Source organism: Pontibacter locisalis (assembly GCF_042684605.1).
In the GTDB taxonomy this organism is placed as follows: domain Bacteria; phylum Bacteroidota; class Bacteroidia; order Cytophagales; family Hymenobacteraceae; genus Pontibacter; species Pontibacter locisalis.
The window spans coordinates 113057-138881 of record NZ_JBHULU010000037.1; the positions used below are offsets into that span (position 1 = coordinate 113057).

A 25825-nucleotide genomic window follows, 5' to 3' on the forward strand; every position below is an offset into this window, starting at 1 on the left:
CTTACTGCTTAAGGATTAATTAGTATCTGTTAAGTTATTTTTACCTAATTCAAACGTTCTGATAATTTCCAGAATTTTCAGCAGAGTTTTAGAGTCAAAAAACAAGAGTAATGGCAGTTCAACGCTTCTTGAATCATGGGTAAACCTTGTTATTACTGTAAATACCAGAGGTTGAAAGAGTGGATGTTGTACAAGTATATCCTTCAAAGAGTCGGCTATACTGTTTTTGGGGGCTTTAGGCGGAGAGCCATAAATGTTCGTTTTGAGAATATTGGCAAGCTGAGTTACAAGCGCTCCGGTAATGATGTTACTAATTTCAAGAAGCAGTGACTCTTGCATCACGGAAAGCTCCCCCTTCTGTACATCAAGCATACCAAGGCAAACTTCAGATAACCGGGAAATATGATCATCGGAAAAAAGCATTAATGTTGCTCCATTAAAGTCCCCTTTTATCTCGGATTGAATAATGCTATGGGTATTTTCATACTTTGTCACCAGTTCAATCAGTTGTTTTATCTCAATAAGCTGGATATCAGGAACCTTAAGAAAAACCTTGTCCCTTGCAATTGCTGCAAAGGAATCGGCTGCACGTGCAAGACCGATATTAATGATCTCCTTAATGATATCCCTTTCCAGATCCGTCACTTGAGACTCTATTTTGCTTGTCATGTTAATGGGTTTTATATCCATCGCCGCCAGCCGATCATCTATTATTAATAAAGTACCGGGTTACTGCCGGTACATCCAGTACCAGGCACACCCGCCCGGTTCCAAGTAAAGTCACACCGCTATACAGTTCAATTTTGTCCAGTGGCCTGCTAAGAGGCTTAACAACAATATCCTGCTGCCTGTAAAGCTTATCTACAATCAACCCAAGCCTTCTGTTGTTATAGGAAACGACAATGATATTTTGTTCAATTCCTTTTAGCTTGGTCTTGTCACCGAGTTTCATTTCACCCTCAGGGGCGTTCAAAAGTTCGTTAAGGTAAACGACAGTAGTTGTTTCACCACCGATGTCAGCCACCATCACGTCCCCCACTTCATGAAGTTCATTCACATTCATGGCCACAACCAATTCTGTATGAATCAGTGGAATGGCATAGAAAATTTGATCTACTTCAAATAATAATGCTCCCTTAACCGCAATAGACGTAGGCAGCTGCATTGTAAAAGTTGTGCCCTCCCCTACTTTAGAGTCTATCTTTAATAGCCCTCCAATAGAGTCTATGGCATTTTTAACAACATCTAAACCAACTCCCCTGCCTGAATACTCCGTTACCTCCTTGGCCATTGAGAAACCAGGTTCAAAAAGGAAAGATAAAACTTCTGAGTCGGGCAGATTCTCTGCCGCATCTGCAGAAACAAGCTCCTTTTGTACTGCTACTTTTTTTACCTTTTTAAAATCTATTCCCTTGCCATCGTCGGATAACTCTATTACAACATTATCACGGTCGTTACGGGCTTTCAAAGAAAGGCTGCCTGTAGAACTCTTTCCCGCTTTTTCTCTTACGGCAGGAGTTTCAATTCCATGTGTAATGGCATTCCGAACCAGGTGGAGCAGTGAATCCGTAATGATCTGAAGGATGTTACGGTCAATCTGAATATTCTGCCCTACCATCTCCAGGTTCACTTCCTTTTTCTCAGCAACTGCTATGTCGCGCACAATTCTCGGGAACTTGTTAAATAGTGTACCAATGTTCACCAGGCGAGCATCCATTACACTATACTGAAGTTCCTCTGTAATGCGGTACAGGTGAGAGCTTACATTTTTAAGGTCATCATTATTGATTTCCCTGCTGATAGCCAGGATCTGATCCCGGTCAATCATGAGTTCTCCCACTAAATTAAGCAAATGATCTAACTTCTTGATCTGTATATAAATCAGATCAGAAAGGGTCAGGCTTTTAGACGAACTGTACTTCTGAACTTTTGAAAGTTCAATTGCGCTATCAGAAAGGCTGTCAACAATAATGTCGAGGTTTCGGAGCAGTACAGGATCTGGTTCAGAAGCAGAGGGATTATCTACATTCGTGATCAGGTCCCCGAGCATATCCACCCCATCAAAAAGAACCATTACCACTTCATCACTGAAGCTAAGCTCCTTGTTTCTAATCAGGCTGAAAGCAGTTTCGAGCTTATGAGATATATCTGAGATTTGCAGATAGCCTATAGCCTTCGCATTAGCTTTAAGGTTATGCAATAAACGAAAAACCTCCGCAAGCAGACGTTCATCCTGCGGGTTCCTTTCCAGATCACTGATATGCCTGTTCAGAGCATCATAATACTCTAAAGCCTCAGCTATAAATATCTCCTTGTACTCCTGTTCTCTCGACTTCATAGTAAACCCTCAGGTGCCCGGGTGAAAGGAGCAACCTGCTCTGCTGCATAGTATTTGGACTAAGCCCCCTCTGTGTTCTCTAGCTTTTTGGTTCCTCTTCCAGAGCCTTACTTACCGCTTCCAACACCTTTTCCTCCGAAAAAGGCTTTACGATGTAAGAAAGAGCACCATAATCTAATGCTTCATTTACAATGACTTCCTGACCTACAGCACTCACTATGATTACCTTCATATCCGGCTGATCTTTTTTAATGCCCTTCAGCACATCCAGGCCGGTATTATCTGGCAATATAACATCCAGGGTAATCAGGTCAGGATTTGTTTCCTTCGCCAGTTCCAGAGCAGTTTGTCCATTAGGAGCTTCGCCCACTACCTCATAACCAGCGTCTGTCAACATGTTTTTTAACATGGTGCGCATGTAGAAAGAATCATCTACAATCAATATTCTTTTCATACTTTTCTAAGTACTTTATGATACCTTATTAATTATCAGTTTGTAAGCTGCTTTATCTCATCACTTGTTAAGATCCGGTACATGTCCAGAACAATGATAAGCCGGCCATCAACCTTTGCTATTCCTTCGATATAGGACTCCTTTATACTTGTGTCTTGTAAAAAGGAAGGTGCTTTATCTATTTTAGACATAGCAAGGTTTAAGGACTGTGGCATTTCCTTTACTACAACTCCTATACTATAATCCTTTGCTTCAATAACTAAGGTATAAGTAAGGTTAGAGTTAAAATTTTCAGTAACGGGTGCCGGTCGTATGGAAAAACGCTTCTCCAGGTCAACAATAGCGATAATATCACCACGTATATTAGCAACACCTTTTACAAAGTCAGGTGTACGGGGCATCCTGGTGATGTCAGGAGTAATTGTTACCTCTTTTACCTGGTCAATTTTTATAGCATAGTGTTCGCTGCCCAGTTTAAAAACAATCAGGTGCACAACCTTCTCTTCTTTTATGGGAGCACCGTTTGCAGGTGTTTCACCATTTAACAATTCGCCTACAACCTCCTGTTGCCCTGATGTAGTTGTACCGTTAGCCGGCTTATCGGCTGCGCCATCCTTCTTCACTTGCTTTACCATTACTTCTTGCTGATTTCTCCTGCTTTAGCAGATCCATTAGAACTTTTTGAGCTGGTGGCAATTCTTGTATTACCCGTTGTTGCTCTTTCTGATTTAGAAATGGTAGGAATGGCTAACATTCTACGGTTTTTGTTGCCGTTAAAAATCAGGTTTCCATCAATCAGTTTGAAGGCAGAAATACTGATTTGCAGGTCTGCTGCAATGTCATTCAGGTTCTGCGATGAAGAAGTAAGCACTTGCATGGAAGCCGAAAGTTGTTTTGCTGTACTGGCCACTTGCTGTGTACCAGATGCAGTTTGTTCTGCAATCGCTACCACTTCTTCCACATATTTCACTACGTCACCGATTGAAGATTTCTGAACCTCAGTTGCCGTAAGAATATCCTGTGCAGTTCTAAGCGTCTCGCCACTTGAAGCAGCAATGTTCTTAAAGGCACCAGAAGCTTCGAAGGTAGCATTCTTTCCTTTCAATACCCTTCCCTCCATTGTTGAAATAGCCGTTGCCGCAGAAGCCGTATCTTTCTTAACGTCATCAACGAGCGTAGCAATTTCGCTTGCTGATTTACGTGATCCTTCTGCCAGCTTCCTGATTTCCTCGGCAACCACGGCAAAACCACGACCTGCATCGCCGGCCCGTGCCGCCTCAATGGCAGCATTCAGCGCCAGAAGGTTAGTCTGAGCTGCAATGTCTGTAATTACACCAAGTGACTTAGATATTTCCTGGGAACGTGTGCTAAGTACTTCAATGGTTTTAGAAGTGAGGGATGCAGAGGTAGAGATTTCCTCCATGTTCTTCACCACTTCTGCCACCGTTTTCAAACCATGCTGAGAGGTCTCCTCACCAACTTTGGCAGATTTGTTCACCACCTCAGCACGATTGGCTGTTTCTTTGGTGGCTTTCATGATCTCTTCAATCAGTTTAAAGGCTTGGTCTGTTTTAAGGGCCTGATTTTGTGCACCTTCTGCCATTTGTTGCATTGCCAGGGCCACATCAAGAGTTACCTTATTCATTTCCAGTCCTTTAGCGGCCATTTCCTCCGAGGAGCTTCCTACCACTAATGAAGAGTCATTGATCTCACCGAGTAAAGCATTCAGGTTCTCAACTGCCAGATTCAGGGCTGTAGCCATGTCCTGGATGTCACCTGCTGTCTGTGTTTCTACCCGCTGTGTAAGGTCACCTTCAGAAATGCCACGCACTACTCTTGATACCTCCAGTACCGGGGTTACAATAGACTCCAGCAGGTCGTTCAGCGTATCTACTAATTCTTTCCAGCTTCCTCCAACGCCTTGCAGTGTTGCTCGCTCAGTAAGTTTACCTTCCACACCCGCTACTCTTGCCACACGGCTAACTTCACCTGCCAGCCTGTTCAGGTCAACAACCATCGTGTTAATGGTGTCAGCAAGATCAGCTACCTCGCCTCTAGCTTCGAGCGTCAGCTTCTGTGTAAGGTCTCCTTTTGATACCGCTGTAACTACTTTAACTATTCCCCTTACCTGAGTTGTCAGGTTGGAGGCCATGGTATTTACATTGTCTGTTAAATCCTTCCAGATACCGGCAACGTTAGGCACGTTGGCCTGACCGCCCAGTTTACCCTCCGTGCCCACCTCAAGGGCCACACGGGTAACCTCACCGGCAAAGATGTTGAGCGAGTCCACCATTCGGTTAATGTTTTCCTTCAGCTCCGCTATCTCACCCTTCACATCCACAGACACTTTCTGCGTCAGATCACCCTTCGCCACGGCAGTAGCAACCTTTGCAATGTCACGCACCTGGCTTGTAAGATTACTAGCCATGGTGTTCACATTGTCTGTTAGTTCCTTCCAGGTTCCGCGAACTTTTGGAACATTTGCCTGACCACCTAGTTTACCTTCGGTACCCACCTCACGTGCCACTCGGGTAACTTCGTCAGCAAATACGTTCAGGGAGTCCACCATCTGGTTCAGGTTCTCTTTCAGATCAAGTATTTCCCCACGAACCTCTACCGCTACTTTCTGTGTTAAGTCTCCTTTTGCCACCGCGGTAGCAACTTTTGCAATATCCCTAACCTGAAGTGTCAGGTTAGAAGCCATGATATTTACATTATCGGTAAGTTCTTTCCAGGTTCCTCCTACATTCGGCACGTTGGCCTGACCGCCCAGTTTACCCTCCGTGCCCACTTCACGTGCCACGCGGGTCACCTCATCACCGAATACGTTCAGGGAATCCACCATTCGATTGATGTTCTCCTTCAGTTCAGCGATCTCACCTTTAACATCAACCGTTACTTTCTGCGTCAGGTCTCCCTTCGCAACAGCTGTTGCCACGTTGGCAATGTCCCGCACCTGAACAGTCAGGTTTGAGGCCATGGTATTTACATTGTCTGTTAGATCCTTCCATACACCGGCAACCATTGGCACGTTGGCCTGTCCACCCAGTTTTCCTTCGGTACCCACCTCAAGAGCCACACGGGTAACCTCACCGGCAAAGATGTTGAGCGAGTCCACCATCTGGTTGATGTTTTCCTTCAACTCAGCAATCTCACCTTGCACATTTACAGTAACTTTCTGCGTCAGGTCACCTTTCGCCACGGCGGTTGCTACATTCGCAATATCCCGCACTTGTTGCGTCAGGTTACTCGCCATGGTGTTCACATTGTCCGTCAGATCCTTCCATACACCGGCAACCATTGGCACATTGGCCTGTCCGCCCAGTTTACCTTCCGTGCCCACTTCACGTGCCACACGGGTAACCTCACCGGCAAAGATGTTGAGCGAGTCCACCATCTGGTTTACGTTCACCTTCAGCTCCGCTATCTCGCCCTTCACATCCACCGTCACCTTCTGGCTCAGGTCGCCCTTCGCCACGGCTGTCGCTACGTTGGCAATGTCACGCACCTGGCTGGTCAGGTTAGAGGCCATGTAGTTCACGTTATCTGTCAGGTCTTTCCAGATACCTGCTACGTTCGGTACATTTGCCTGACCTCCTAGTATACCCTCGGTTCCCACTTCACGCGCCACGCGGGTTACTTCTGCGCCAAACACGTTCAAGCGGTCCACCATGTCGTTTAGGATGCTCTTCAGTTCAGCGATCTCACCCTTCACATCCACCGTTACTTTCTGTGTCAGGTCGCCCTTCGCCACGGCTGTCGCCACGTTGGCAATGTCACGTACCTGGCTGGTCAGGTTAGAGGCCATGTAGTTTACGTTGTCCGTCAACTCTTTCCAGGTACCTTCTACTCTAGGCACATTGGCCTGTCCACCCAGTTTACCCTCCGTACCCACTTCACGCGCCACGCGGGTTACCTCACCTGCGAATACGTTTAGGGAGTCCACCATCTGGTTGATGATGTCTTTCAACTCGGCAATCTCTCCTTTTACATTTACCGTTACCTTCTGCGTCAGGTCACCCTTTGCCACGGCAGTTGCAACATTCGCTATATCCCGCACCTGGCTCGTTAGGTTCGAAGCCATGGTGTTCACATTGTCAGTTAAATCTTTCCAAACACCACCAATATTTGGCACTTTAGCCTGGCCGCCCAGTTTACCTTCGGTACCTACCTCGCGCGCCACACGGGTTACCTCGTCAGCAAAGATGTTGAGCGAGTCCACCATCTGGTTCACGTTATCCTTTAGCTGAGCGATCTCACCCTTCACATCAACAGACACTTTCTGCGTCAGGTCGCCCTTGGCCACGGCTGTTGCCACGTTGGCAATGTCCCGCACCTGTGCCGTTAGGTTCGAGGCCATGGTATTTACATTATCGGTAAGGTCTTTCCAGATACCAGCTACGTTTGGTACTGATGCCTGTCCGCCCAGTTTACCCTCTGTACCCACCTCTAGCGCCACGCGGGTTACCTCACCAGCGAAAAGATTCAGGTTATCGATGGTACGGTTGATGGTCTCCGCCATCACTTTAAAGTCACCTGACACAGGAATTTGGAAGGTTTCATCCAGGTTACCCCGCGAAATGTTCTTAAGTACTTTCCCCACTTCCAATACCGGAACCGCAATCGAATCAACAAGACCATTGATATTATTGATCATGTCTTTCCAGAAACCGGATGCGCTCTCTGCAGAAGCCCTGGCTTTAAGGTTACCTTCAACACCGGCAACTTTAGAGATACGTGACACCTCTCCACCTACACCACCAATCATCTCCACCATGGAGTTATAGGCTTCGGCTATTTCAGCAAAGATGTCATCATTTTGTTTCGTGAGTCGAACCGATATATCGCCCTTTTTAAAGGCATCCAGGGCATACAGCACCTTGTTTAGCTGCTCGCTGATATATTCCGGATCACTTGGAAGCACTTGCTTTTTCCCACCCCTGCTTCTGTCTGGTCCCTTTGCATTCAAGGTAGCAGGTGGAGTCGCTTTTTTATCAGCAGTGGCAGCGGTAGTTGCGCCACCAGACTTTGCATTGTTCTCTTTCACCTGAGCAACAGGAGCCTTATTTTCATCCTTGGCTTTTGTGGCAGCAGGTTTGTTAGGATTTGCTTCTACTTCACTTATGAGCTTGTCTTTGCTCAACTTCAAATTTTTACCTAAGGCCATGACTTCTATTTGATTGGAAAGGGTGTCTTTTAATAAAGAAAATGCTATCTAAAAAAATTGCACAGCATTAATGCAATTTACACTTTTATATTTAATGTTTACCTACGCGGTACATGTGTTTTAGCTCTTCAGAAATTCTTCGGCCAGCGCTTTATAATCTTTGGCTCCGTTAGAGGATGTATCATAGTCCAAAATACTTTTACCAAAAGATGGGGCTTCTGCCAACTTTACATTCAGGCGAATCTGGCTCTTAAATATTTTCTCTTTCACATTTTCATGCAGGTATTCCAGCACCTCCTGGCTCAGTTTTCTGCGAACATCAAACATGACCACTACGATACCTTTTATTTTTAGTTTAGGATTGAAAGCTTTTCGCACACGTGCCACCGTATTGGTTATCTGATCAAGCCCCTGTAGCGTAAGTACTTCCATTTGTAAGGGAATAAGAACTTCCTGAGCAGCCGTTAGTGCATTAAGGGTAAGAACAGACAGGGACGGAGGACAATCAATCAGAATGATATCAAAGCCCTTTGCTTCGGCAAGTATAGTTTTTAAAAAAGTTTCCCGCTCTTTCTCCGAAACCAGTGATATTTCAATATCTACTAGCTCATTTGAACCCGGAGCTATCCAAAGCCCATCTTTTTCAACAATAATTTCAACTAGTTTCCTGTTGCCGAGGAAAACATCAGCCAGAGTTGCCTCTGGATTGGCAACAGCTAAAGAGTAAGATAAGTTGCTTTGGGGATCAAGGTCGACAAGTAACACTTTTTTGCCTTGCTTGCTTAGGGCGCTTCCCAAATTAATGGTAGTGGTTGTTTTACCAGTGCCGCCTTTCTGGTTAATGACAGCAACAGTTGTTGTCTTCATACAGGAGATGCTAAAATGCGATCTTTAAAACCAAAAGAATGCTTTGAAGGATATAAAGCTAAAGAAATTAACTTATGATAAAAAATTCATATATGTAGGAGCCGGCAGGACCTGCTATGCCTGCTGCATTTTATTAATTGATAATGTGCCGGTTGTGTAATGAATATCATTCCACTCCGGAAGCTCAATTTCCACAGCAACTACATCCGCTGGCTCCAGGTAAGCGACCAATTTATCAGTAAGCTCCCTTGCAAGCCGTGTGATACCTGGGTTGTGCCCCACAAGTAAGACAGTATTAGCCTCAGCAGGAAGTGTGCTGAGGCATTGAAGCAGCTGCTGCTCCCTGGCATTATAAAGATCGGGATCATATTTTATCTCATCTTCGGGGAAGTATAATCGCCCAGCAATTATACGCACAGTAGCCTGTGCTCTTTTGGCTGGGCTTGCAAGGATACAATCAACTTTAGTGAATTTTTCCCGCAGCCAGGAGCCTGTTTCCCGCGCCTGTTTTGTACCCTTAATGGTTAACTCTCGTTCAAAGTCAGATTGGAAAGGATGAGGTTCGTTTGTTTCTGCGTGCCGGCAGATGAGTATTCTTCTTTGCATATAAATCTAAAGTGTGCCCGTATAGATGCTAAATGGCTGCTTAAGCTGTTTAATAACCTTAAATTATTCAGGTGTTAAACCTATGTTATACGAAAGAGGTTGTAAATGTTGAAAAAAATAGTTGAACTTTGGGCAAATTTCGGCTAAGCCTGCCTTTAAATATACGCATGATAAAAAACTTAATTATAGTAGAGTCGCCTGCCAAGGCCAAAACAATCGAGGGATATTTAGGAAAAGATTATGTGGTGAAATCCAGTTTCGGCCACGTACGCGATCTGCCAAAAGGTAATAATGCCATTGATATTGAGCATGGCTTTAAACCAACCTATGTTGTATCAAGCGACAAAAAAGAGGTTGTATCACAGCTACGGAAACTGGCAAAGGAAGCAGAAACTGTCTGGCTTGCATCAGATGATGACCGTGAAGGAGAAGCTATTTCATGGCACCTCACAGAGGCACTGAACCTGAACGATTCTAAAACCCGTCGCATTGTTTTCCGCGAGATTACAAAGAACGCCATCGTCAATGCCATCAATTCACCTAGAGGCATTGACATGGACCTGGTCAATGCTCAGCAGGCGCGGCGTATACTGGACAGGCTGGTTGGCTTTGAGTTGTCTCCAGTGCTTTGGAAAAAAATTAAAACCGGACTTTCAGCAGGCCGGGTGCAATCTGTTGCCGTTCGGCTGGTTGTTGAGCGGGAAAGGGAAATAGAGCGTTTCAAAGCAGAATCCTCTTTCCGTATTACGGCATCTTTCAATGTTGAAGGAAAAACACTGGAGGCTGAGTTACCAAAGAAATTCAAAACTGAAGAAGAGGCTCAGGCATTTTTACAAAAGTGTGTTGGAGCAGACTATAAGATCGAGAACCTGGAGAAGAAGCCACTGAAACGTAGTCCAGCTCCTCCTTTTACAACATCTACCCTTCAACAAGAGGCTAGCCGTAAATTATACTTCTCTGTTGCCCAAACCATGACCGTCGCTCAGCGCCTATATGAATCGGGTAAAATATCCTACATGCGTACCGACTCTTTAAATTTATCAGAAGAAGCCATACAGGGAGCTACCAGAGAGATAAATCGTTCATTTGGAGAAAAATTCGTTAAGGTTCGTCATTTCAAAACAAAATCAGCATCGGCTCAGGAAGCGCACGAAGCCATACGTCCCACTGACTTCTCAGTAATGGAAGCCAGCACTGATCGGAATGAGCAGCGACTCTATGAGTTAATATGGAAACGTGCCATTGCCTCCCAGATGGCGGACGCTGAGATCGAAAAGACCACAGCTACTATTGGAATCTCCACTCAGCCAGACCAAAAGCTTCAAGCTTCCGGTGAGGTGATAAAGTTTGAAGGCTTCCTGAAGGTCTACATTGAATCAGTGGATGAAGATGAATCTGATGAGGATGTAAAAGGAATGTTGCCACCTTTAAGCATTGGCCAAAATCTTGATCTGCGCCAGATGCTGGCCACCCAACGTTTTACCCGCCCTGCTGCCCGCTATACAGAAGCCAGCCTGGTAAAAAAACTGGAAGAAATGGGTATTGGCAGACCATCTACCTATGCTCCAACTATTTCTACTATACAAAAGCGCGGTTACGTTGAAAAAGACAGCAGAGAGGGTAAAGAGCGCAATTACCAGGTCCTAACATTAAAGGATAGCCAGATTTCATCTCAAAATAAAACAGAAATCACAGGGGCTGAAAAAGCAAAGCTTTTCCCTACTGACATGGCCATGGTTGTAAATGATTTTCTGGTAGAGCATTTTCCCAATGTGATTGATTACTCTTTTACTGCCCGCGTTGAGGCTGAATTTGATGAAATCGCGCAAGGCCAGAAAGGGTGGGAAAAAATGCTGGATCAATTCTACCAGAAGTTCCATCAGCGCATTGAATCAAGTGAAAACATATCCAGAGCTGATGTTTCTGCTACACGGGAAGTAGGCACGGATCCCGCTACCGGTAAAACTATTTTTGCAAAACTTGGTCGTTTCGGTCCATACGTGCAATTAGGAGAAGAAAACCCTGAAACAGGAGAAAAACCTACTTATGCCAGTCTTCGCAAAGGCCAGTTTTTAGAGACGATCACATTGGAGGATGCTCTGGAGCTATTCAAGCTCCCCCGCATTGTTGGAACTTACGAAGACAAAGAGATGACTGCAGCTATCGGCCGCTTCGGTCCTTATATAAGACACAACAGCAAGTTTTATTCTCTGCCAAAGTCAATAGACCCACTACAGGTAACCGCCCAGGAAGCTGTAGAACTCATAGAAGCAAAGAGGAAAGCAGATGCAGAAAAGACCATTAAAACTTTTGATGAGAATCCTGATGTACAGGTGCTAAATGGCCGCTATGGTCCTTATATAGTAGTTGGAAAGAAAAATGTAAAAATACCTAAAGGAAAAGAGCCGAATGATTTAACGCTGCAAGAGTGTTTAGACTTAGCAGAAGCAACGCCGGAGAAAAAGGGCCGCGGAGGATTCAAGAAGAAAACCGATGCTGAATCAAAGCCGGAAAAAAAGACCACTGCTAAGAAAGCGCCTGCTAAAAGTAAAAAGACTGCTAAAACTGCTAAACCAAAGGCCTCAAGCAAAAAGTAATTAAATAAATTTCTCTCTGCCTATTGCGGATAAAAAAACACCCGTTATATTTGCACCACAATTAGACAGAACGGCCCGTTCGTCTAGGGGTTAGGACGCCAGATTTTCATTCTGGTAACAGGGGTTCGATTCCCCTACGGGCTACTGAAAGGGAAAAGTGAGTATTTTGTTCGCTTTTCCCTTTTTCTTTTTCAGCTAAATAGTTGCTTATCTCGCTGGAAAGGGCGAAAAAGCCGTTCACCCTTTGGGTTCGATAACCCTCCATTTCCCGGTCATAATACACCCCCTCTGGAAACATCATCGCTTGCAGCTGTTTTCTTGACTGCACATTTGCTTTAGACCATGAAGATGAGATAGTTACCGCTTTTTCCAGACCCATTTTCATGAACTCTTTTGGGTTCGATAAGGCTGGTGCGCACTTTTCCAGATTTCGCTCGATTTCCAACAGCTCTGCCTTCAGCTCTGCGCTGAATTTGGTAAAGAGTTCTTTCTCGATCTCACCGAAGGCATACCTTCGCTCCAGCGTATCCAGTTTCTTTTTCAGCTCCGTGTGCTGGGTCTGCAGGCGCTTCTCCTCGCCCCTGCTTTCCTCGCTTAGCTTGTGGTAGGTCTCCTCCATGATCTCAGCCAGCTTGGGCAGATACCTCGGGTCCACCTCCAATTCCGACAAAAAGCCCTCGTAGAGGTTATGCATTTTGCCTGCATTACGATTGAGCTTACAGCCGATGGTGTTGCACTTGTAGTAGTGGATCTGCTTTTTCTTCATCTCATAGCCGGTGAGGGGCTTTCTACACGAGCCGCACTTGATGTGATGCCTTAACGGCAGTTCCTCGTCTTCTTTGACCTGCGTATAGCCGTGCGCGTTCTGGGCCTGCAGCCCGTTCACCTTCAGAAACATCTGGCGCGTGACCAGCGGCTCGTGCTGGCCTTCCACCACCTCCCCGTCCTCGAGCAGGCCATGCGAGATCAGACCGCAATAGAAAGGGTTTTTAAAGAGCTTGGTGATGGTTTGATTATATAACACCAATCCCTGTGCTTTCAGGCGCTTGATGATGTCGGTGTTGCTCAGTCCCTGCTCTGCTTTGAGTTGGAAGGCCAGGCGGATGAGTTTACCGGTTTTGTTAGGCTTTAAGACCACGTCCTTACCCACAATCACTTTGTCATAGCCCATCGGTACTTTACCCACCCATAGACCTCGCCGCACACGGGCTTCCATACCGGTCATACATTTTTCACGTCGCTGGTCGTTGTCGAACTGCGAGAAGAGGAACTGAATGCCCTGCTGCAGTTTGCCAGCGGCTGTCTGTGTATCGACCGGCTGGGTCACGGCCACCACCGAGATACCCATACGACCTAATTCATCCACGATGCCAATGGCCGAAGAGCCGGTACGGGAAAAGCGGTCGTGGGAATAGACAATGATATAGCCTACCCGGAGCTTACTTTTCTTCACAAACTCGAGCATCTTCTGGAATTCCTTCCTTTCGTCGGACTTGGCGCTCTCATAGGTGCCCCCGAAGGTGCCCACCACCTGGTAGCCGTGGCGATCGGCATAGGCCTGGCAGCGCTCCATCTGAGTGGAGAGGCTTTGGTTGGTCTCGGCCTGCTCCTTGGTAGAGACGCGGGTGTAGATGATGGCTACCTTGCCACGTGGGGCAGCTTTCTTGCTGCCTTTCTGCAGGGGCCGGGCAAAGATGCTCAGCTCATTCCCTTTCCCTGAAGCAACTCTAAGTGAAGCAGGCTTTTTAGCTGGCGCAGGCTTAGTTGTAGCAGCCTTGGCTTTAGCTTTCGAAGAAGATTTTGCAGTCGTTACCTTCGTTGCTTTAGCTGACTTCTTTGTTTTAGGTGCAGCTTCTGATACATCAAGCACCGCTGCTTTGGTTTGCTTTTTCATGTTCTATCTGGATTAACGGGAAAGGGATTCTGTTACTTTTTTGTTACTCTGGTATTTCGGCTTCGGTACTTTAGAAACTTTTGGTGGCTCAGGCATTATTTCATCTAAGCTTTCTTCATCAGCCATGGTTGAAGCTGCCTGCTGCTCCGCCAGGTGCTGGTTGAACACCCAGGCCGAGAAGCGCAGCATGAAGTCCACCTGTGCCTGGGCTTCTTTGTCGGTTAAGTGCTCCAGCCCCGGCGTTTGCCGAAGCTCCCGCGCGTGGCGCTCCACGGTCTCTGCTTCTTCAGTCAGCTGCCTGTAGCAGCTTTCATAGCCGCTGAGCTCTCCCGGCGCTTCTTCCAGTTCTACTGCAGGAGCAGCACTTGCTTTGCCCTCAGGCTGTACTGGTTTGTTTTTACTGGTTTGTCTTTGTTGTAGCTGTTTGTTTTTCCTTTGTTGTTTTTTTGTTAGCGTTTTCACTTTTAGAGTTTGCCAGTGCCACAAGTCCGGGGCCACCGGTACAAGGGCGGGCTTATTGGTTGGGTGCGGGGCTACCGCTACCCTTTCCCCCGACGGATCAGCGTCCGGCAGGAGTAAGCTAAAGCGTAACGTGTGTCAAAAGCCTGTAAGCCCTCGGCACTAAATCCTGCGGCGGTGCTCCTTGGTAAACCTCAGCTTAGAACCGCCACGGTTTTCGAGCTCCACCGACTGGTAGTTCTTAAGTGCCAGCGTTTCAATCAGCTCTTTCGACAAGGCCTCATCCAGCATACCATCTGAGGTGGTGCGCAAGGTGATCTGCCGCTTTTCACCGAACGTGACGGTTACCTGCCGGAAGCTTTTGTTGCGCACGGCCCTTACCACCTGCAGCTCCTCCTCCGAAAGCAGCGAGAGGCGCGGGATGTAGTCGGCCTTCTCCTCATCGAGGATGAACTCCGCCAGGTGCTCGGTGACGGAGAGGAACACGTGGGTTCTTTCTAGCAGCCGCTGGCCTTCCGGCCCCATGCCCAGCATCTCATCGAGCCAGGGCACCTGCTCGCCCGAGGCAAACAGCAGCAGGCCGGCCTCCTGCTTGCGGTAAAGGGCGCCGTAGACCATCGCCTCGAGCAGAGTGAAGCTGACGCCGAACTGCCCGAGCAGCTCATCCAGCTGACCGCTTTTTGCCAGCGCCAATACTTCTGCCACCTGCGCCAGGGGCATGGCCGTTTTTCGGAGCTCAGCCTCCACCCTCTCCAGCAGTTGCGGCGTGAAAACCTCCGGCGTAAGGCGGAACTCGTGGAAGAGGTACTCGCGCAGCGCCTTTGCCCTTGCCAGCGGCAACCCCAACTCGCGCAGCTCGCGGGCCATGCGCAGCCAGAGGTACTCCAGAAAACTGAGCCGGGTCCAGCCCTGCTCCTCGGTGGCGGGGGCCAGTCCGGCCTTCTTCCAGTCCACGTAGAGCTTGGAGGCAATGCCGGCCTGCCTCAAAGAAAACAGCGGCTCGCGCAGCTTCTGGTAAAGCCGCGGCAGCTGCTGCAAATCCTGCGCGTCCAGGCCAAGGCCGAAGGGCTCAGTTGTTGACTCCGCCCCTTCCTCCGTCATTTCCGCCGGCTGGGCCGTAGCCCCGTCCGCGGGTTGTGTGATGTGTTCTGTGTGCATCTTCTGCATAATATTACCCAAAGGTAATATTTAATAATAACTATACAACGTTTTTGTAATTTTTATTGCCGCACCTGGAAAAAGATGGACGCAAAGCTGGAAAGTAGTGGCGATAGCGAGGGTGGCACAACAAACCTCCGGAAAGTAGAGCGGAAAAAACAGCTGCCTCGCACACGTGGGCGCACATGCGCGGGCGGGCGCAACTATATAGCCTTTGCCAAAAAGCCGGACTGGCAAAAAAAGCCGGAAAACGGAGTAGTGCGGACTAAAATACACCTGTAGTGCCGGGGGCCGCGCGGCGGACTCAGTCCGGCCAGGATAAAACAACATAATAACTTATCGCTCGTGGCATTACACCCACAGTCGACTAGGCCGGAAACAACGTGCAGGCGGGCGAGAAAAGCGCTGTTTCCGGCGCTTAGAAAGCGCCGGAAAAAAGAGTGAAGGACAGGTGCGGTGAAAGAGGCCGGAAAAGGCAGAAATTGCACGCGCAAAGAATTGCTCCACGGACCGGTAAAACAAGCCCGGAATAAAGTTAGCTAAGAACGATGTTATCAAATAGTTACAGTCTAAAAATTTGCGCGGCAAACCTATCAATTCACGGCTTTTGCGCGCGTCCGCCGCGCGCAAGGCGAAGGGGTTGTTTTTTCGTAACACAGCCTATACGACCACAAATGCTAACATATCGGAAAAGTGCAAGGTTTTGAACGCGATGAAAAGGGCCGGAAACCTCACCGGACAAGCCAGCGGAAAAAAGGCCGGAAAACGGACCGTGAAAACGCCTCTCGCCGGACCGCAGAAACGGTAAATTCCGGCATGCGGAAAAACAGGTGGCGCGGACCCGGAATTACATGGCTTGCAACGGAGCAGGATCACGTTTGCTTTTCCGCCGGAACAAATAGTTACCCGCTGTTACGCGTTGTTGCGTGCAGGTTCTACGGCGTTTTTCCGGCATCCGTGGGCGGGCGCAAAACACACCGGAAAAAGCGGCTTTCCGGGGCCGCAAAACTGCTATGTCTTCCGCACCAAAAGTACGGGCCGGAAAACAAGTGACTTTCACGGCCGTTGTAGGCCTGTTTCCGGGTCTAATTGGCGCACGCCTAACACAGGATGTACTAACAAACCCGCTTCACTGAAATATACCAAAACCGACTTTAGTAAAACAAATTCAACGACTTTTCTCATTATCCCTCCTTTCTTCGCCTCTCCAAGTAGGACTATACTGAGCACGCTTACTTACCTGCTAGCTGCCACCGGGTATAGTCCGGCACGTGTTTATAAGTAGGTTGCGCCCCCTACAACCTCGCTCCCATCCCACTGATAAACGTTTCTACAAAGCTCAACATTTTGGCTGTGATCCGCTCGGCAATGGGCTTGCGCTCGAGTAGTTTTGGCTTGGCGGGTAGCATGTCCAGCACTTCATCTCTTAAAGGTGTGCGTTCGGTAAACAGGTAGTTACCCATCACAGCTTGCAGCTTTACCGGGTCCAGTTGTTCTTCTTTGCTCATCTTCTCAAAAGCAGCCATTTGCTCTTTAGCCCAGAAGTTTTCAAAGGCTTCTGTAATGTCGTCTATGTCTTCTATGTGCGGCAGGTTCTCTTCTATGAACTTGCGAATCAGCTCGCGTTTGCTACGAAGGGTGGCTTCGCCGGTAAGCGTATCAAGGATGGCTTTTTTCTGACGTTCCTGATCTTCCGGACTGGCGGTGTTGAACCTGGCAAGTAGCTTCAGGATGTAGGCCACGTTGATCTCGTCGCGGTGTATCAGCTCCAGCTCGAAGTCCACGTCATCGAGTATAGATTCTTTCTCTTTGGCGGTGTCTGTCTTTACCTTGTCGTACAGGTCCAGGTACTTGCTCTTGTAGTCTTCGAAGCTTTGCTCAGACATGGCCAGGTTAGCAAAGCTGAAGTCGGCGAAGGTGGTGAGCACGTTTTTCAGGCGCATCAATTCGCGGAAAGCTTTTACAAACTCCAGCTCTTCTTCTTCACTTGGCAGGCTGTCTACGCTGCCGACGGTTGGTGCAATCTTCAGCAGCTCGGCAAAGGCGATGTTAAATTTAGCAAGTTACTGTACTACGCGGGGTAAAATTTGTGATTCAACTCACTTACCCCCTTCTCAAAGCATAGAACGTTGGCATTTAACATCATAGCATTGATTTAGCTAGCTTAGAACACTCTCAAAAGGCTTGCGTTAACTACCTATAGTTGATAATCAGAACCACTAAACTTAGAAAGCTATGACAAAGAACATGGGAACAACTGATCGTATTGTACGATCGGCACTGGCAGCGGGCGCGGCAGCCCTCATTGCCACCAAAACAGTAAAAGGACCTGCAGCCATTGCCTTAGGCGGTTTGGCAACCATATTTGTGCTTACAAGCTCTGTAGGGCATTGTCCGGCTTATGATGTGGCCGATATAGACACATTAGAGTACTAAACGCAAATCCAAGCCACTAAACCAAATTAAGCTATGAGTTACCACGTAAGTAAGAAAATAATTGGCTCTTTTGACGATGCTACCACCAAAGTAAAAGAAGCACTGCAACAGGAAGGCTTCGGCGTGATCAGTGAGATAGATCTGAAAGAGAAGTTTAAAGAGAAGCTGCAGGTAGACTTCAGGAACTATAAGATACTGGGTGCCTGCAACCCGAAACTGGCGCACCAGGCTATACAGCAGGAGCCTAATATCGGCGTTATGCTGCCTTGCAATGTGTTGCTGCAGGAACACGAAAATGGCGAAGTGGAAGTAACCGCTATCAACCCGATGGAAACAATGGCTGCCGTAGACAACCCGAACCTTTCTTCCTTGGCAGAAGAAGTAAGCCAGAAGCTCAAAACCGCGATCGACAAACTATAGCGCCAAAATCAACTAATAACTAAAAGAAGGCTGTGCTGAAAAGTGCAGCTTTCTTTTTGTCTGCTAGCTAGTGATTCAAATATAAATGGTTTGTAACCAATGTCACTGAACCGGAGCAAGCCATACCCCATCTTTGTATCAACAAACTTAAAAAGTATGACTATGAAAGACTTTTGGAACGACCGCTACAGCCAGGAACAAATGATATACGGCGCTGAGCCTAATGTATTTTTCAGGGAGCATCTACAGCACCTGCAGCCCGGAAAGTTGTTGCTGCCTGCCGAAGGGGAAGGAAGGAATGCAGTGTATGCAGCCCTGAAAGGCTGGCAAGTTGCAGCATTTGATTTCAGCGAAGCAGGTTATAAAAAAGCCATGGCACTGGCAGAACAGCGTGGTGTAATTATAAACTATCAGGTAACAGATGCGATGAACTTTGACTGTGAACCTGAGAGCGTAGATGCGGTGGCACTGATCTATGCCCATTTCCCGCCTGCGCTGCGCCTGCAACTGCATCAGAAGGTCATCAGGTGGCTAAAACCTGGTGGCACTGTTATACTGGAAGCTTTCCACCCAAACCAGCTGAGCTATAGTTCCGGCGGACCAAAAGATAAGGTTATGCTTTATAAGGCCGAAATGCTGCAGGATGATTTCAACCTACTAAAGATTCAACAACTCGATGAAGTAGACATACAGCTGAATGAAGGAGCCTATCACAGCGGTGCTGGCTTTGTGACCAGAATGGTAGCTCAAAAGAAGGTAGAAAATTAAGAGAATATAAAAAAACAATAACACAAAGGCTGACAGCCACTACTCAAATGAAAGATAAATTGAACGTCATGGTGCCGGTAGACTTTACTCCGGTATCTTACAGAGCAATTGAATTCCTGGCTTTCCTGATGGATAAGACGCCCATCAATACACACCTGGTGCATGTGATAGAAGTAAATTCCGCTGAATGGGCTGGCTCTGTTGATGCATCGGAAACGCTGAACAAAGGCGAACTAAAGCAAAAGCAGCAGCTGGCTGGACAAAAATTTGCAGAGCTGAAACAGCACGTTGATTTCAGCTTTACCAGTGAAGTGCTATTTGGCGGTTTAACCACAACCCTCGCTACCTATGCCAACACTAAAAGCATTGATCTGGTGATCATGGGTACAGACGGCGCTGATGGATGGCTCGAAAAAGTATCAGGCTCAGAAGCGCAGCATGTGGTCAGGTACACCAACATCCCGGTTATCACCATACACAAAGATGCAGCCATCACCCCTATTCAAAACTTATTGTGGGTGGCAGACTTTGAAGCTGAAAAGCAACCAGAGCAAAGTGTAGCCACTATAAAAATACTACAGCAGCTATTTAACGCAAAGCTTCACCTGTTGCAGATCGTAGACAAAGAAGATAAAACTAAAATCCAGCAAATGAAACACAACATGCAGGATTTTGCGGAGCAGCTGAATTTACAGAACTATGATCTGCACCTGCATCACAACTATAAAGTACCGGCCGGTGTGCGCAGCTTTAACGAAGTATCCGAAATGGACCTGGTGCTGATCGGTACGCATGGCAGAAAAGGCATCAGCCACCTGTTTTATGGCAGTGTCGCTGAAACACTGGTGAACCACTGTATTCGCCCTTTGATGACCTATCATCTTAACTAAAATCCTTTCTTCTATGTGCAGCTCAGGCTGCACATATTTTTTACAACAAACAAAATGCGTAATAGATTTACCCTGGTGGCTATGCTGGCTGCCAGTATTGGCTGGGGTACGGCTTCTGCCCAAAAACATCACGAGGCACACCAACCGGACACTGTACAGGTAAACAGCGTGCAGGAGCTTTTTACAAAAGGCACTGTGCATGGGCATGTACGGAATTACTTTATGGCTACCTGGAACCACCGCGATCTATCTGATAACTATGCCAATGCCATCGGTGCAGAGATAGCCTATAAAACAGCTCCGCTCCATGGCTTCAGAGTGGGGTTTGCCGGGTTGTTTACCTATAACCTGATCTCATCCGGCATGGAACATCAGGATCCTGTAACAGGTAAACACCCTAAGCTGGAGCTGGAGCTTTTTGATGTGGAAGACCCGGAAAACAAAGCCGACCTGGACCGCCTGGATGAACTATACCTGGAGTATAAAGTAGATTGGCTGCACGCGAAAGCTGGCCGTTTTAGCTTCACTTCTCCCCTGATGAACCCGCAGGATACCCGCATGAAGCCTTACTCCTTTCAGGGTATCAGTATTCAGCTTCCAATAAAAGACAAAGCACGCCTGACACTTGCCTGGTTTGATCATTTCTCACCCAGAAGTACAGTAGAGTGGTTTAAAGCGGGTGAGTCAATAGGTACTTTTCCTGTAGGTGTTGATGCACAGGGCAATCGTTCAAATTATGCACACCATACTGAAACCAAAGGTGTTGCCGTAACAGGCTTACAAGTAAATACAGGGGCGGTTCAGTATAGCATCACTGCTGAAGTATGGAACTACTGGATAGAGAATGTATCTAATACCAGCTACGGCCGGACAACTATAGAAATTATACCGCGAGTAAAAGCTGGTATAGAAGGTCTATACCAGGTACAGGTTGGTAAAGGGGGCAATCCGGAAGAATCGCATGCCTATTTCCCAGACCAACAACAGTGGCTGGTAGGTGGGCAAATAGCATATGAACCAAATAGCTGGAACATGTCACTTAATTACCTGCATATTGATGGGGACGGGCGCTTTCTGTTTCCGCGTGAATGGGGCCGTGAGCAGTTCTTCGCAACAATCTCCAGGGGTAGAATGGAAGGCACAGGCAAATCAGACCTACTTGTAGCGAAAGTTAAAAAGCACTGGTCAGACAGGCTAACTATAGAAGCCGCTGCTTCCAAAACCTGGATGCCGGGTCGGGAAAACTATACGCACAACAAGTATGGAGCCGTCTCTTACATTGGCTGGTTAGCCGACATAAACTATAGCCCTGCAAAACCAGTGCTGAAAGGGCTGAACTTTCGATTGCTCTATGTGGGAAGAACATCACCTGGTACAGACTTGCCAATCGAAGCAATGTACTACACTACCAACTTTCACAATGTAAACTTTGTAACGCAGCTTAACTTCTAAGCTTTTTTGCATGGGCATCAGCTTCACAATTTGGGCATTGCGCTTACCCTACCAGGCATATCAAATCATAAGCTTATACAGTACAATTAGTTGTGTGACAAACATCACTGAACATGGCTTTCATATACTTTAATTTTGTATCAGAAAGTTCAATCAACTATAAAACAGCAAAAATCTATGAAAATTAAACAGTTTGAAGACAAGGGCTTAGCTCACTATGCATATGCTATCCTGAGCGAAAGCTCAAAGGAAGTAATACTGATTGACCCGGCCCGCGATCCGCAGCCATACTATGATTACGCCCAAGAGAACAACGCTAAGATTACAGCTGTTATCGAAACGCACCCACATGCTGATTTTGTGAGCTCGCACCTGGAGATACACCAGAAAACCGGCGCCACTATTTACATGCATAGTATGGTCGGTGCCGATTATCCGCACCAGGCTTTTGATGAAGGTGCAGAACTGCAGTTGGGAGAAGTTAAACTGAAGTCGCTGCACACACCAGGCCACTCCCCTGACGGCATCAGCATTGTGCTTGAGCATGAAGGAAAAGACAAGGCCGTGTTCACTGGAGATACCTTGTTTATAGGTGATGTAGGTCGTCCGGATTTGAGAGAGAGTGCCGGTAACGTTACGGCCAAACGCAAAGAACTGGCTCGCCAGATGTATAAAAGTACGCGCGAAAAACTGATGAAGCTGGCCGACGATGTGGTAGTGTACCCGGCGCACGGTGCTGGCTCGCTTTGCGGTAAAGGCCTGAGTGATGCCAACAGCAGCACCATTGGTGATGAAAAGCTGGGTAACTACGCCCTGAAGCCGATGAGCGAAGACGAGTTCGTAAAGGTGCTGACCGAAGATCAGCCTTTTGTACCAAAATACTTTGGCTACGATGTAGGCCTGAACAAACAGGGCGCGCCAGACTATAAACCAAGTGTGGAAGGCGTAGCAAAATTAGAGAAGAACTTTAAGCCAGAAGCCGGTGCTGTTATAGTTGATGCCCGACCGGAAAGCGTGTTTAAGAAAGGTCACTACAAAGGTGCGATCAACATTCAGAACGGTGGTAAGTTTGAAACATGGCTGGGAAGTATCGTTAGCCCGAACGAGAGCTATTACCTGATAGGCGAAAGCGACGAACAACTGAACGAACTAATTGCCAAAGCTTCCAAGATCGGGTATGAGCTGCTGATAAAAGGGGCTTTTGTATACGACAAGCAGGACGGCGAAACGAGCGATAGCTTTGACAGATCAGCTTTTGAAGCCAACAAAGAAGACTATACCATCGTGGACATCCGCAACACTTCAGAAGTAAAGTCGGGTAAATTCTTTGAAAAGGCCATCAACATTCCACTGCCGGAACTGCGCGAACGCGTGAAGGAGATTCCAACTGATAAACCTGTGGTAGTGCATTGTGCCGGCGGTTACCGTTCCGCAGCGGGAAGCAGCATTGTAGAATCCGCCCTGCCAGAGGTGAAGGTGCTGGACATGAGCGAAGCTGTTACAGAACTTAAAAATAAATAAAAACAAACAGGAGACCCTGCCCACACGGGTCTCCTGCTTACTTTAACTATAACGACCATGAACTATAAAGACATATCCGGAGAAGAGCTGAAAAAGCTAAAGGAAGAACAGCCTGATGCCGTTGTGGTGGACGTTCGTACCCCAATGGAAGTAAGCCAGGGTAAAATACCAGGCGCACAGGTAATAGACCTGATGGATGCTCAGTTTCCACAAAAGGTGGATGCACTGGATAAAGACAAACCCTATGTGCTATACTGCCGATCGGGTAACAGAAGTGCCCAGGCTTGCAACTATATGGCGGGACAAGGATTTACAAAACTCTATAACCTGAGTGGTGGCATTGGTAACTGGCCTTATGAAACTGAATAAGCTTTCCCTTAATGCCGGCACAAAGCTGGTGTTGAGCATGACTATCGGGGCCATAATAGGTTATCTGATTTATGCTTTTTATGGTTGTAACGGTAGCTGCCTGATTACTTCCAGCCCACTTAACAGCACGATTTACGGAACAGTAGCAGGTGCTATCTTTTCCAGAAGATTTATAGCTAAGAAGTAAAAGACTATAAGCAACTGCCTGTACTATGTTGGTACAGGCAGTTGCTATTTTACAAGAATGCCAACAGCTTTCAACATTGTATCACCTTACTTTTTTGTGACTAAAATCACATACAACTATAACTTAAAATATTTCCTTTGTATAGTTCTAACAGCTCTTATAGTTAAGCTGTTATCATACATTACATTTGCCACAATTGCTTAAGACCTGAAAGAGTCGGTCTTATGACATAAATATATTTCTTATGGAAACCGAAAAAGTAAAAGTTCTGATCATTGGTTCTGGTCCAGCAGGCTACACAGCTGCGATATATGCATCCAGAGCCGGACTTAACCCGGTATTATATCAGGGTCTTCAACCAGGTGGCCAGTTAACGATTACCAACGATGTAGAGAACTACCCAGGTTACCCGGATGGCATCAATGGTCCGCAGATGATGGAAGACTTTAAAAAGCAGGCCGAGCGTTTTGGTACCGATGTGCGTTATGGTATTGCTACTTCAGTAGATTTCTCATCTAAACCACACAAAGTAACTATAGACGACCAGAAAGTAATAGAAGCACATACTGTCATCATTTCTACCGGGGCATCAGCCAAATGGCTGGGACTGGAATCCGAAGCGCGCCTGAATGGTAGTGGCGTTTCTGCCTGCGCGGTTTGCGATGGCTTCTTCTATCGTGGGCAGGATGTAGCTATAGTTGGTGCCGGCGATACGGCTGCAGAAGAAGCTACTTACCTGGCTAACCTGACGAACAAAGTATACATGATTGTTCGCCGCGACGAAATGCGCGCTTCCACCATTATGCAGGATCGGGTGAAGAGAACTAAAAACATAGAAATCCTTTGGAACACCGTAACTGACGAAATTCTGGGTGATCAGGCTGTGGAAGGCATCAGGGTAAAGAACACAGTCACCAATGAATTGCGGGAGATACCAGTAAAAGGTTTCTTTGTAGCCATTGGCCATAAGCCAAACTCCGACATATTTGCTGATTACCTGAACCTGGAAGAGAACGGCTATATCCGAACCATACCGGGTACATCCAAGACAAATATAGATGGCATTTTTGCCTGTGGCGATGTGCAGGACTTCACGTATCGCCAGGCGGTGACAGCAGCAGGCTCAGGTTGTATGGCAGCCCTGGATGCGGAGCGTTACCTGGCGTCTCTGGAATCGGAACATGCAATGGAACATGAGCAGGATGCAACGTTTAGCTTAACTGAAAAGACATGATAAAGACCTTGAAATATCAGCTATTGACTGGGTGGCACCTGGCCCGCTGGATTCGTCTGGTGCTAGGTTTAGCGCTTTTGGTACAGGCTATCGCGGCAAGCGATGTATTGGTTGGTGCATTTGCCATTCTGCTTTTAGGGCAAGCTTTTATGAATACAGGCTGTTGCGGGCCTTCGGGCTGCAGCGTGTCAGAAACTAAACAACACACAAAAGATACTACCGGACCTATTAAATAGGAAAGACGTAAAGGATAAAATATGGAAAGTGTAAATAAAGAAGAACTACTGAAAAACTTCTCACAGTTAGAGCAGCCCCTGCAGGAAGAGATACTGGCGCAGAGCACCATTAAGCACCTTGAAGAGGGTGAAGAAGCCTTGCGTACCGGCCAATATATTAAATCTACTGTGCTGCTTTCTAAAGGTCTGCTGAAAGTGTATCGCGAAGACGAAGATGGTAATGAGTTTTTGATGTATTATCTGGAGCCGGGGAATGCCTGCGCCCTTTCCATGATGTGTACCGCACGTGATGAACAGAGCCAGATCATGGTAAAAGCAATGGATGAATCCGAGATCATCCTGATCCCATCACACCTGTCAGAGCTGTGGCTGGCCAAGTATAAAACCTGGCACAACTTCGTGATCGCTTCGTATCGCCAACGCTTTGAAGAGCTCCTGCAGACCCTGGATAGCATCGCATTTAAAGCCTTGGACGAGCGTCTTATATTTTACTTGCGACGCCATGTAAAAGTAAGCGGAAACGAAGTAAAACTATCGCACCAACAGATTGCCAATGAACTCAGCAGCTCCCGCGAAGTAATATCCAGGCTGCTGAAAAAACTAGAGCAAACCGGCGCCATCACGCTACACCGAAATTACATAGAAGTACATGACCTGGATATAGTTTAGGTAGTAAACCAAAAGTAAAAGGCGGCCTGATAAATTATCAGGCCGCCTTTTACTTTTAAAACTCTAAACAAACTTTACATGTGTGACAACAGTCACTGTACTC

26 protein-coding genes, 1 tRNA gene and 1 pseudogene are annotated in these 25825 nt (G+C 47.0%); 17 read left to right on the forward strand and 11 right to left on the reverse strand.

The genetic code is table 11. From position 1 onward, the window contains the following. Window positions 1-15 precede the first annotated feature (15 nt). The 7 genes from ACFSRY_RS19685 to ACFSRY_RS19715 form a co-directional block, all read right to left on the reverse strand. Window positions 16-669 (reverse strand): chemotaxis protein CheC, encoded by a 654-nt coding sequence (locus ACFSRY_RS19685; protein ID WP_377512260.1) that lies wholly within the window; start codon window positions 667-669, stop codon window positions 16-18. Between the two features lie 34 nt (window positions 670-703). Continuing rightward, complete coding sequence (locus ACFSRY_RS19690; protein ID WP_377512263.1) at window positions 704-2338, reverse strand: chemotaxis protein CheA; 1635 nt, start codon at window positions 2336-2338, stop codon at window positions 704-706. Between the two features lie 79 nt (window positions 2339-2417). Next, window positions 2418-2792: a response regulator gene (locus tag ACFSRY_RS19695; RefSeq protein WP_377512266.1), complete on the reverse strand. Its 375-nt coding sequence runs from the start codon at window positions 2790-2792 to the stop codon at window positions 2418-2420. Between the two features lie 35 nt (window positions 2793-2827). Then, window positions 2828-3427 (reverse strand): chemotaxis protein CheW, encoded by a 600-nt coding sequence (locus ACFSRY_RS19700; RefSeq protein ID WP_377512268.1) that lies wholly within the window; start codon window positions 3425-3427, stop codon window positions 2828-2830. Next, window positions 3427-7941, reverse strand: a complete 4515-nt coding sequence (locus tag ACFSRY_RS19705) for a HAMP domain-containing protein (protein ID WP_377512271.1) — start codon at window positions 7939-7941, stop codon at window positions 3427-3429. Before ACFSRY_RS19705 ends, ACFSRY_RS19700 begins: the two co-directional genes overlap by 1 nt. Before the next feature lie 138 nt (window positions 7942-8079). Continuing rightward, window positions 8080-8826: a ParA family protein gene (locus ACFSRY_RS19710; RefSeq protein WP_377512275.1), complete on the reverse strand. Its 747-nt coding sequence runs from the start codon at window positions 8824-8826 to the stop codon at window positions 8080-8082. 114 nt (window positions 8827-8940) lie between these two features. Beyond that, window positions 8941-9432 (reverse strand): SixA phosphatase family protein, encoded by a 492-nt coding sequence (locus tag ACFSRY_RS19715; RefSeq protein ID WP_377512279.1) that lies wholly within the window; start codon window positions 9430-9432, stop codon window positions 8941-8943. A gap of 167 nt (window positions 9433-9599) precedes the next feature. Between ACFSRY_RS19715 and topA the strand changes: the two genes are divergently transcribed. The 3 genes from topA to ACFSRY_RS19730 all read left to right on the forward strand — a co-directional run bounded on the left by topA (window position 9600) and on the right by ACFSRY_RS19730 (window position 12849). Next, the gene (gene topA / locus ACFSRY_RS19720) at window positions 9600-12029 is read left to right on the forward strand and encodes a type I DNA topoisomerase (RefSeq protein ID WP_377512282.1); all 2430 of its coding nucleotides are present in this window, start codon (window positions 9600-9602) and stop codon (window positions 12027-12029) included. A gap of 72 nt (window positions 12030-12101) precedes the next feature. Then, window positions 12102-12173 (forward strand) — tRNA-Glu (locus ACFSRY_RS19725). 544 nt (window positions 12174-12717) lie between these two features. Then, on the forward strand, window positions 12718-12849 hold the full coding sequence (locus ACFSRY_RS19730) for a hypothetical protein (protein ID WP_377512285.1): 132 nt from the start codon (window positions 12718-12720) through the stop codon (window positions 12847-12849). A gap of 60 nt (window positions 12850-12909) precedes the next feature. On the opposite strand, the pseudogene ACFSRY_RS19735 reads toward ACFSRY_RS19730, so the two are convergent. Beyond that, window positions 12910-13731: pseudogene (locus ACFSRY_RS19735) on the reverse strand (recombinase family protein); the annotation flags it as partial. Between ACFSRY_RS19735 and ACFSRY_RS19740 the strand changes: the two are divergent. Further along, window positions 13724-13939 (forward strand): hypothetical protein, encoded by a 216-nt coding sequence (locus ACFSRY_RS19740; RefSeq protein ID WP_377512288.1) that lies wholly within the window; start codon window positions 13724-13726, stop codon window positions 13937-13939. The pseudogene ACFSRY_RS19735 and the gene ACFSRY_RS19740 overlap by 8 nt on opposite strands. Here the strand turns inward: ACFSRY_RS19740 and ACFSRY_RS19745 are convergent. Continuing rightward, the gene (locus tag ACFSRY_RS19745) at window positions 13936-14385 is read right to left on the reverse strand and encodes a hypothetical protein (protein WP_377512291.1); all 450 of its coding nucleotides are present in this window, start codon (window positions 14383-14385) and stop codon (window positions 13936-13938) included. The genes ACFSRY_RS19740 and ACFSRY_RS19745 overlap by 4 nt on opposite strands. 159 nt (window positions 14386-14544) lie before the next feature. Beyond that, window positions 14545-15549 (reverse strand): hypothetical protein, encoded by a 1005-nt coding sequence (locus ACFSRY_RS19750; RefSeq protein WP_377512295.1) that lies wholly within the window; start codon window positions 15547-15549, stop codon window positions 14545-14547. Between the two features lie 75 nt (window positions 15550-15624). Between ACFSRY_RS19750 and ACFSRY_RS19755 the strand changes: the two genes are divergently transcribed. Then, window positions 15625-15822 (forward strand): hypothetical protein, encoded by a 198-nt coding sequence (locus ACFSRY_RS19755; RefSeq protein ID WP_377512298.1) that lies wholly within the window; start codon window positions 15625-15627, stop codon window positions 15820-15822. Window positions 15823-16553: 731 nt separating this feature from the next. After that, the gene (locus tag ACFSRY_RS19760; protein WP_377512301.1) at window positions 16554-16676 is read left to right on the forward strand and encodes a hypothetical protein; all 123 of its coding nucleotides are present in this window, start codon (window positions 16554-16556) and stop codon (window positions 16674-16676) included. Window positions 16677-16835: 159 nt separating this feature from the next. On the opposite strand, the gene ACFSRY_RS19765 is transcribed toward ACFSRY_RS19760, so the two are convergent. Further along, the gene (locus tag ACFSRY_RS19765) at window positions 16836-17588 is read right to left on the reverse strand and encodes a type I restriction endonuclease subunit R, EcoR124 family (RefSeq protein WP_377512411.1); all 753 of its coding nucleotides are present in this window, start codon (window positions 17586-17588) and stop codon (window positions 16836-16838) included. 187 nt (window positions 17589-17775) lie between these two features. On the opposite strand from ACFSRY_RS19765, the gene ACFSRY_RS19770 reads away from it, so the two are divergent. From ACFSRY_RS19770 to ACFSRY_RS19820, 11 genes are all read left to right on the forward strand, one after another. Then, a complete protein-coding gene (locus tag ACFSRY_RS19770) occupies window positions 17776-17976 on the forward strand; it encodes a YgaP family membrane protein (protein ID WP_377512304.1) in 201 nt (66 codons plus the stop codon). A 33-nt stretch (window positions 17977-18009) separates the two neighbouring features. Continuing rightward, complete coding sequence (locus ACFSRY_RS19775; protein WP_377512306.1) at window positions 18010-18396, forward strand: DUF302 domain-containing protein; 387 nt, start codon at window positions 18010-18012, stop codon at window positions 18394-18396. 156 nt (window positions 18397-18552) lie between these two features. Next, complete coding sequence (locus tag ACFSRY_RS19780) at window positions 18553-19164, forward strand: class I SAM-dependent methyltransferase (protein ID WP_377512309.1); 612 nt, start codon at window positions 18553-18555, stop codon at window positions 19162-19164. Between the two features lie 47 nt (window positions 19165-19211). Next, window positions 19212-20054: a universal stress protein gene (locus ACFSRY_RS19785; RefSeq protein ID WP_377512312.1), complete on the forward strand. Its 843-nt coding sequence runs from the start codon at window positions 19212-19214 to the stop codon at window positions 20052-20054. 54 nt (window positions 20055-20108) lie between these two features. Then, a complete protein-coding gene (locus ACFSRY_RS19790; protein WP_377512315.1) occupies window positions 20109-21506 on the forward strand; it encodes a porin in 1398 nt (465 codons plus the stop codon). Window positions 21507-21683: 177 nt separating this feature from the next. After that, window positions 21684-23027 (forward strand): MBL fold metallo-hydrolase, encoded by a 1344-nt coding sequence (locus ACFSRY_RS19795; RefSeq protein ID WP_377512318.1) that lies wholly within the window; start codon window positions 21684-21686, stop codon window positions 23025-23027. 57 nt (window positions 23028-23084) lie between these two features. Then, window positions 23085-23396, forward strand: coding sequence for a rhodanese-like domain-containing protein (locus ACFSRY_RS19800; RefSeq protein WP_185196002.1), 312 nt, complete (start codon window positions 23085-23087; stop codon window positions 23394-23396). Continuing rightward, complete coding sequence (locus ACFSRY_RS19805; protein ID WP_377512321.1) at window positions 23383-23583, forward strand: hypothetical protein; 201 nt, start codon at window positions 23383-23385, stop codon at window positions 23581-23583. Before ACFSRY_RS19800 ends, ACFSRY_RS19805 begins: the two co-directional genes overlap by 14 nt. Window positions 23584-23827: 244 nt before the next feature. Continuing rightward, window positions 23828-24817, forward strand: coding sequence for a thioredoxin-disulfide reductase (trxB, locus tag ACFSRY_RS19810; RefSeq protein ID WP_377512324.1), 990 nt, complete (start codon window positions 23828-23830; stop codon window positions 24815-24817). After that, window positions 24814-25053 carry a hypothetical protein gene (locus ACFSRY_RS19815; RefSeq protein WP_377512327.1) on the forward strand — a complete coding sequence of 80 codons (240 nt, stop codon included), beginning with the start codon at window positions 24814-24816 and terminating at the stop codon, window positions 25051-25053. The genes trxB and ACFSRY_RS19815 overlap by 4 nt, the downstream gene beginning before the upstream one ends. A 21-nt stretch (window positions 25054-25074) precedes the next feature. Further along, window positions 25075-25722, forward strand: a complete 648-nt coding sequence (locus ACFSRY_RS19820; RefSeq protein WP_377512330.1) for a Crp/Fnr family transcriptional regulator — start codon at window positions 25075-25077, stop codon at window positions 25720-25722. Window positions 25723-25825: the final 103 nt, after the last annotated feature.

What these genes read in the sequence shown, in the direction of transcription:
- ACFSRY_RS19700 (WP_377512268.1), bottom strand. Translation starts at nt 3,427, where the DNA reads ATGGTAAAGCAAGTGAAGAAGGATGGCGCAGCCGATAAGCCGGCTAAC.
- ACFSRY_RS19800 (WP_185196002.1), top strand. Translation starts at nt 23,085, where the DNA reads ATGAACTATAAAGACATATCCGGAGAAGAGCTGAAAAAGCTAAAGGAA.
- ACFSRY_RS19715 (WP_377512279.1), bottom strand. Translation starts at nt 9,432, where the DNA reads ATGCAAAGAAGAATACTCATCTGCCGGCACGCAGAAACAAACGAACCT.
- ACFSRY_RS19690 (WP_377512263.1), bottom strand. Translation starts at nt 2,338, where the DNA reads ATGAAGTCGAGAGAACAGGAGTACAAGGAGATATTTATAGCTGAGGCT.
- ACFSRY_RS19785 (WP_377512312.1), top strand. Translation starts at nt 19,212, where the DNA reads ATGAAAGATAAATTGAACGTCATGGTGCCGGTAGACTTTACTCCGGTA.
- ACFSRY_RS19750 (WP_377512295.1), bottom strand. Translation starts at nt 15,549, where the DNA reads ATGCAGAAGATGCACACAGAACACATCACACAACCCGCGGACGGGGCT.
- ACFSRY_RS19730 (WP_377512285.1), top strand. Translation starts at nt 12,718, where the DNA reads ATGCATTTTGCCTGCATTACGATTGAGCTTACAGCCGATGGTGTTGCA.
- ACFSRY_RS19740 (WP_377512288.1), top strand. Translation starts at nt 13,724, where the DNA reads ATGCTCAGCTCATTCCCTTTCCCTGAAGCAACTCTAAGTGAAGCAGGC.
- ACFSRY_RS19755 (WP_377512298.1), top strand. Translation starts at nt 15,625, where the DNA reads ATGGACGCAAAGCTGGAAAGTAGTGGCGATAGCGAGGGTGGCACAACA.
- ACFSRY_RS19790 (WP_377512315.1), top strand. Translation starts at nt 20,109, where the DNA reads ATGCGTAATAGATTTACCCTGGTGGCTATGCTGGCTGCCAGTATTGGC.
- ACFSRY_RS19695 (WP_377512266.1), bottom strand. Translation starts at nt 2,792, where the DNA reads ATGAAAAGAATATTGATTGTAGATGATTCTTTCTACATGCGCACCATG.
- ACFSRY_RS19775 (WP_377512306.1), top strand. Translation starts at nt 18,010, where the DNA reads ATGAGTTACCACGTAAGTAAGAAAATAATTGGCTCTTTTGACGATGCT.
- ACFSRY_RS19820 (WP_377512330.1), top strand. Translation starts at nt 25,075, where the DNA reads ATGGAAAGTGTAAATAAAGAAGAACTACTGAAAAACTTCTCACAGTTA.
- ACFSRY_RS19760 (WP_377512301.1), top strand. Translation starts at nt 16,554, where the DNA reads ATGTCTTCCGCACCAAAAGTACGGGCCGGAAAACAAGTGACTTTCACG.
- topA (WP_377512282.1), top strand. Translation starts at nt 9,600, where the DNA reads ATGATAAAAAACTTAATTATAGTAGAGTCGCCTGCCAAGGCCAAAACA.
- ACFSRY_RS19770 (WP_377512304.1), top strand. Translation starts at nt 17,776, where the DNA reads ATGACAAAGAACATGGGAACAACTGATCGTATTGTACGATCGGCACTG.
- ACFSRY_RS19780 (WP_377512309.1), top strand. Translation starts at nt 18,553, where the DNA reads ATGACTATGAAAGACTTTTGGAACGACCGCTACAGCCAGGAACAAATG.
- ACFSRY_RS19710 (WP_377512275.1), bottom strand. Translation starts at nt 8,826, where the DNA reads ATGAAGACAACAACTGTTGCTGTCATTAACCAGAAAGGCGGCACTGGT.
- ACFSRY_RS19805 (WP_377512321.1), top strand. Translation starts at nt 23,383, where the DNA reads ATGAAACTGAATAAGCTTTCCCTTAATGCCGGCACAAAGCTGGTGTTG.
- ACFSRY_RS19795 (WP_377512318.1), top strand. Translation starts at nt 21,684, where the DNA reads ATGAAAATTAAACAGTTTGAAGACAAGGGCTTAGCTCACTATGCATAT.
- ACFSRY_RS19815 (WP_377512327.1), top strand. Translation starts at nt 24,814, where the DNA reads ATGATAAAGACCTTGAAATATCAGCTATTGACTGGGTGGCACCTGGCC.
- ACFSRY_RS19685 (WP_377512260.1), bottom strand. Translation starts at nt 669, where the DNA reads ATGACAAGCAAAATAGAGTCTCAAGTGACGGATCTGGAAAGGGATATC.
- trxB (WP_377512324.1), top strand. Translation starts at nt 23,828, where the DNA reads ATGGAAACCGAAAAAGTAAAAGTTCTGATCATTGGTTCTGGTCCAGCA.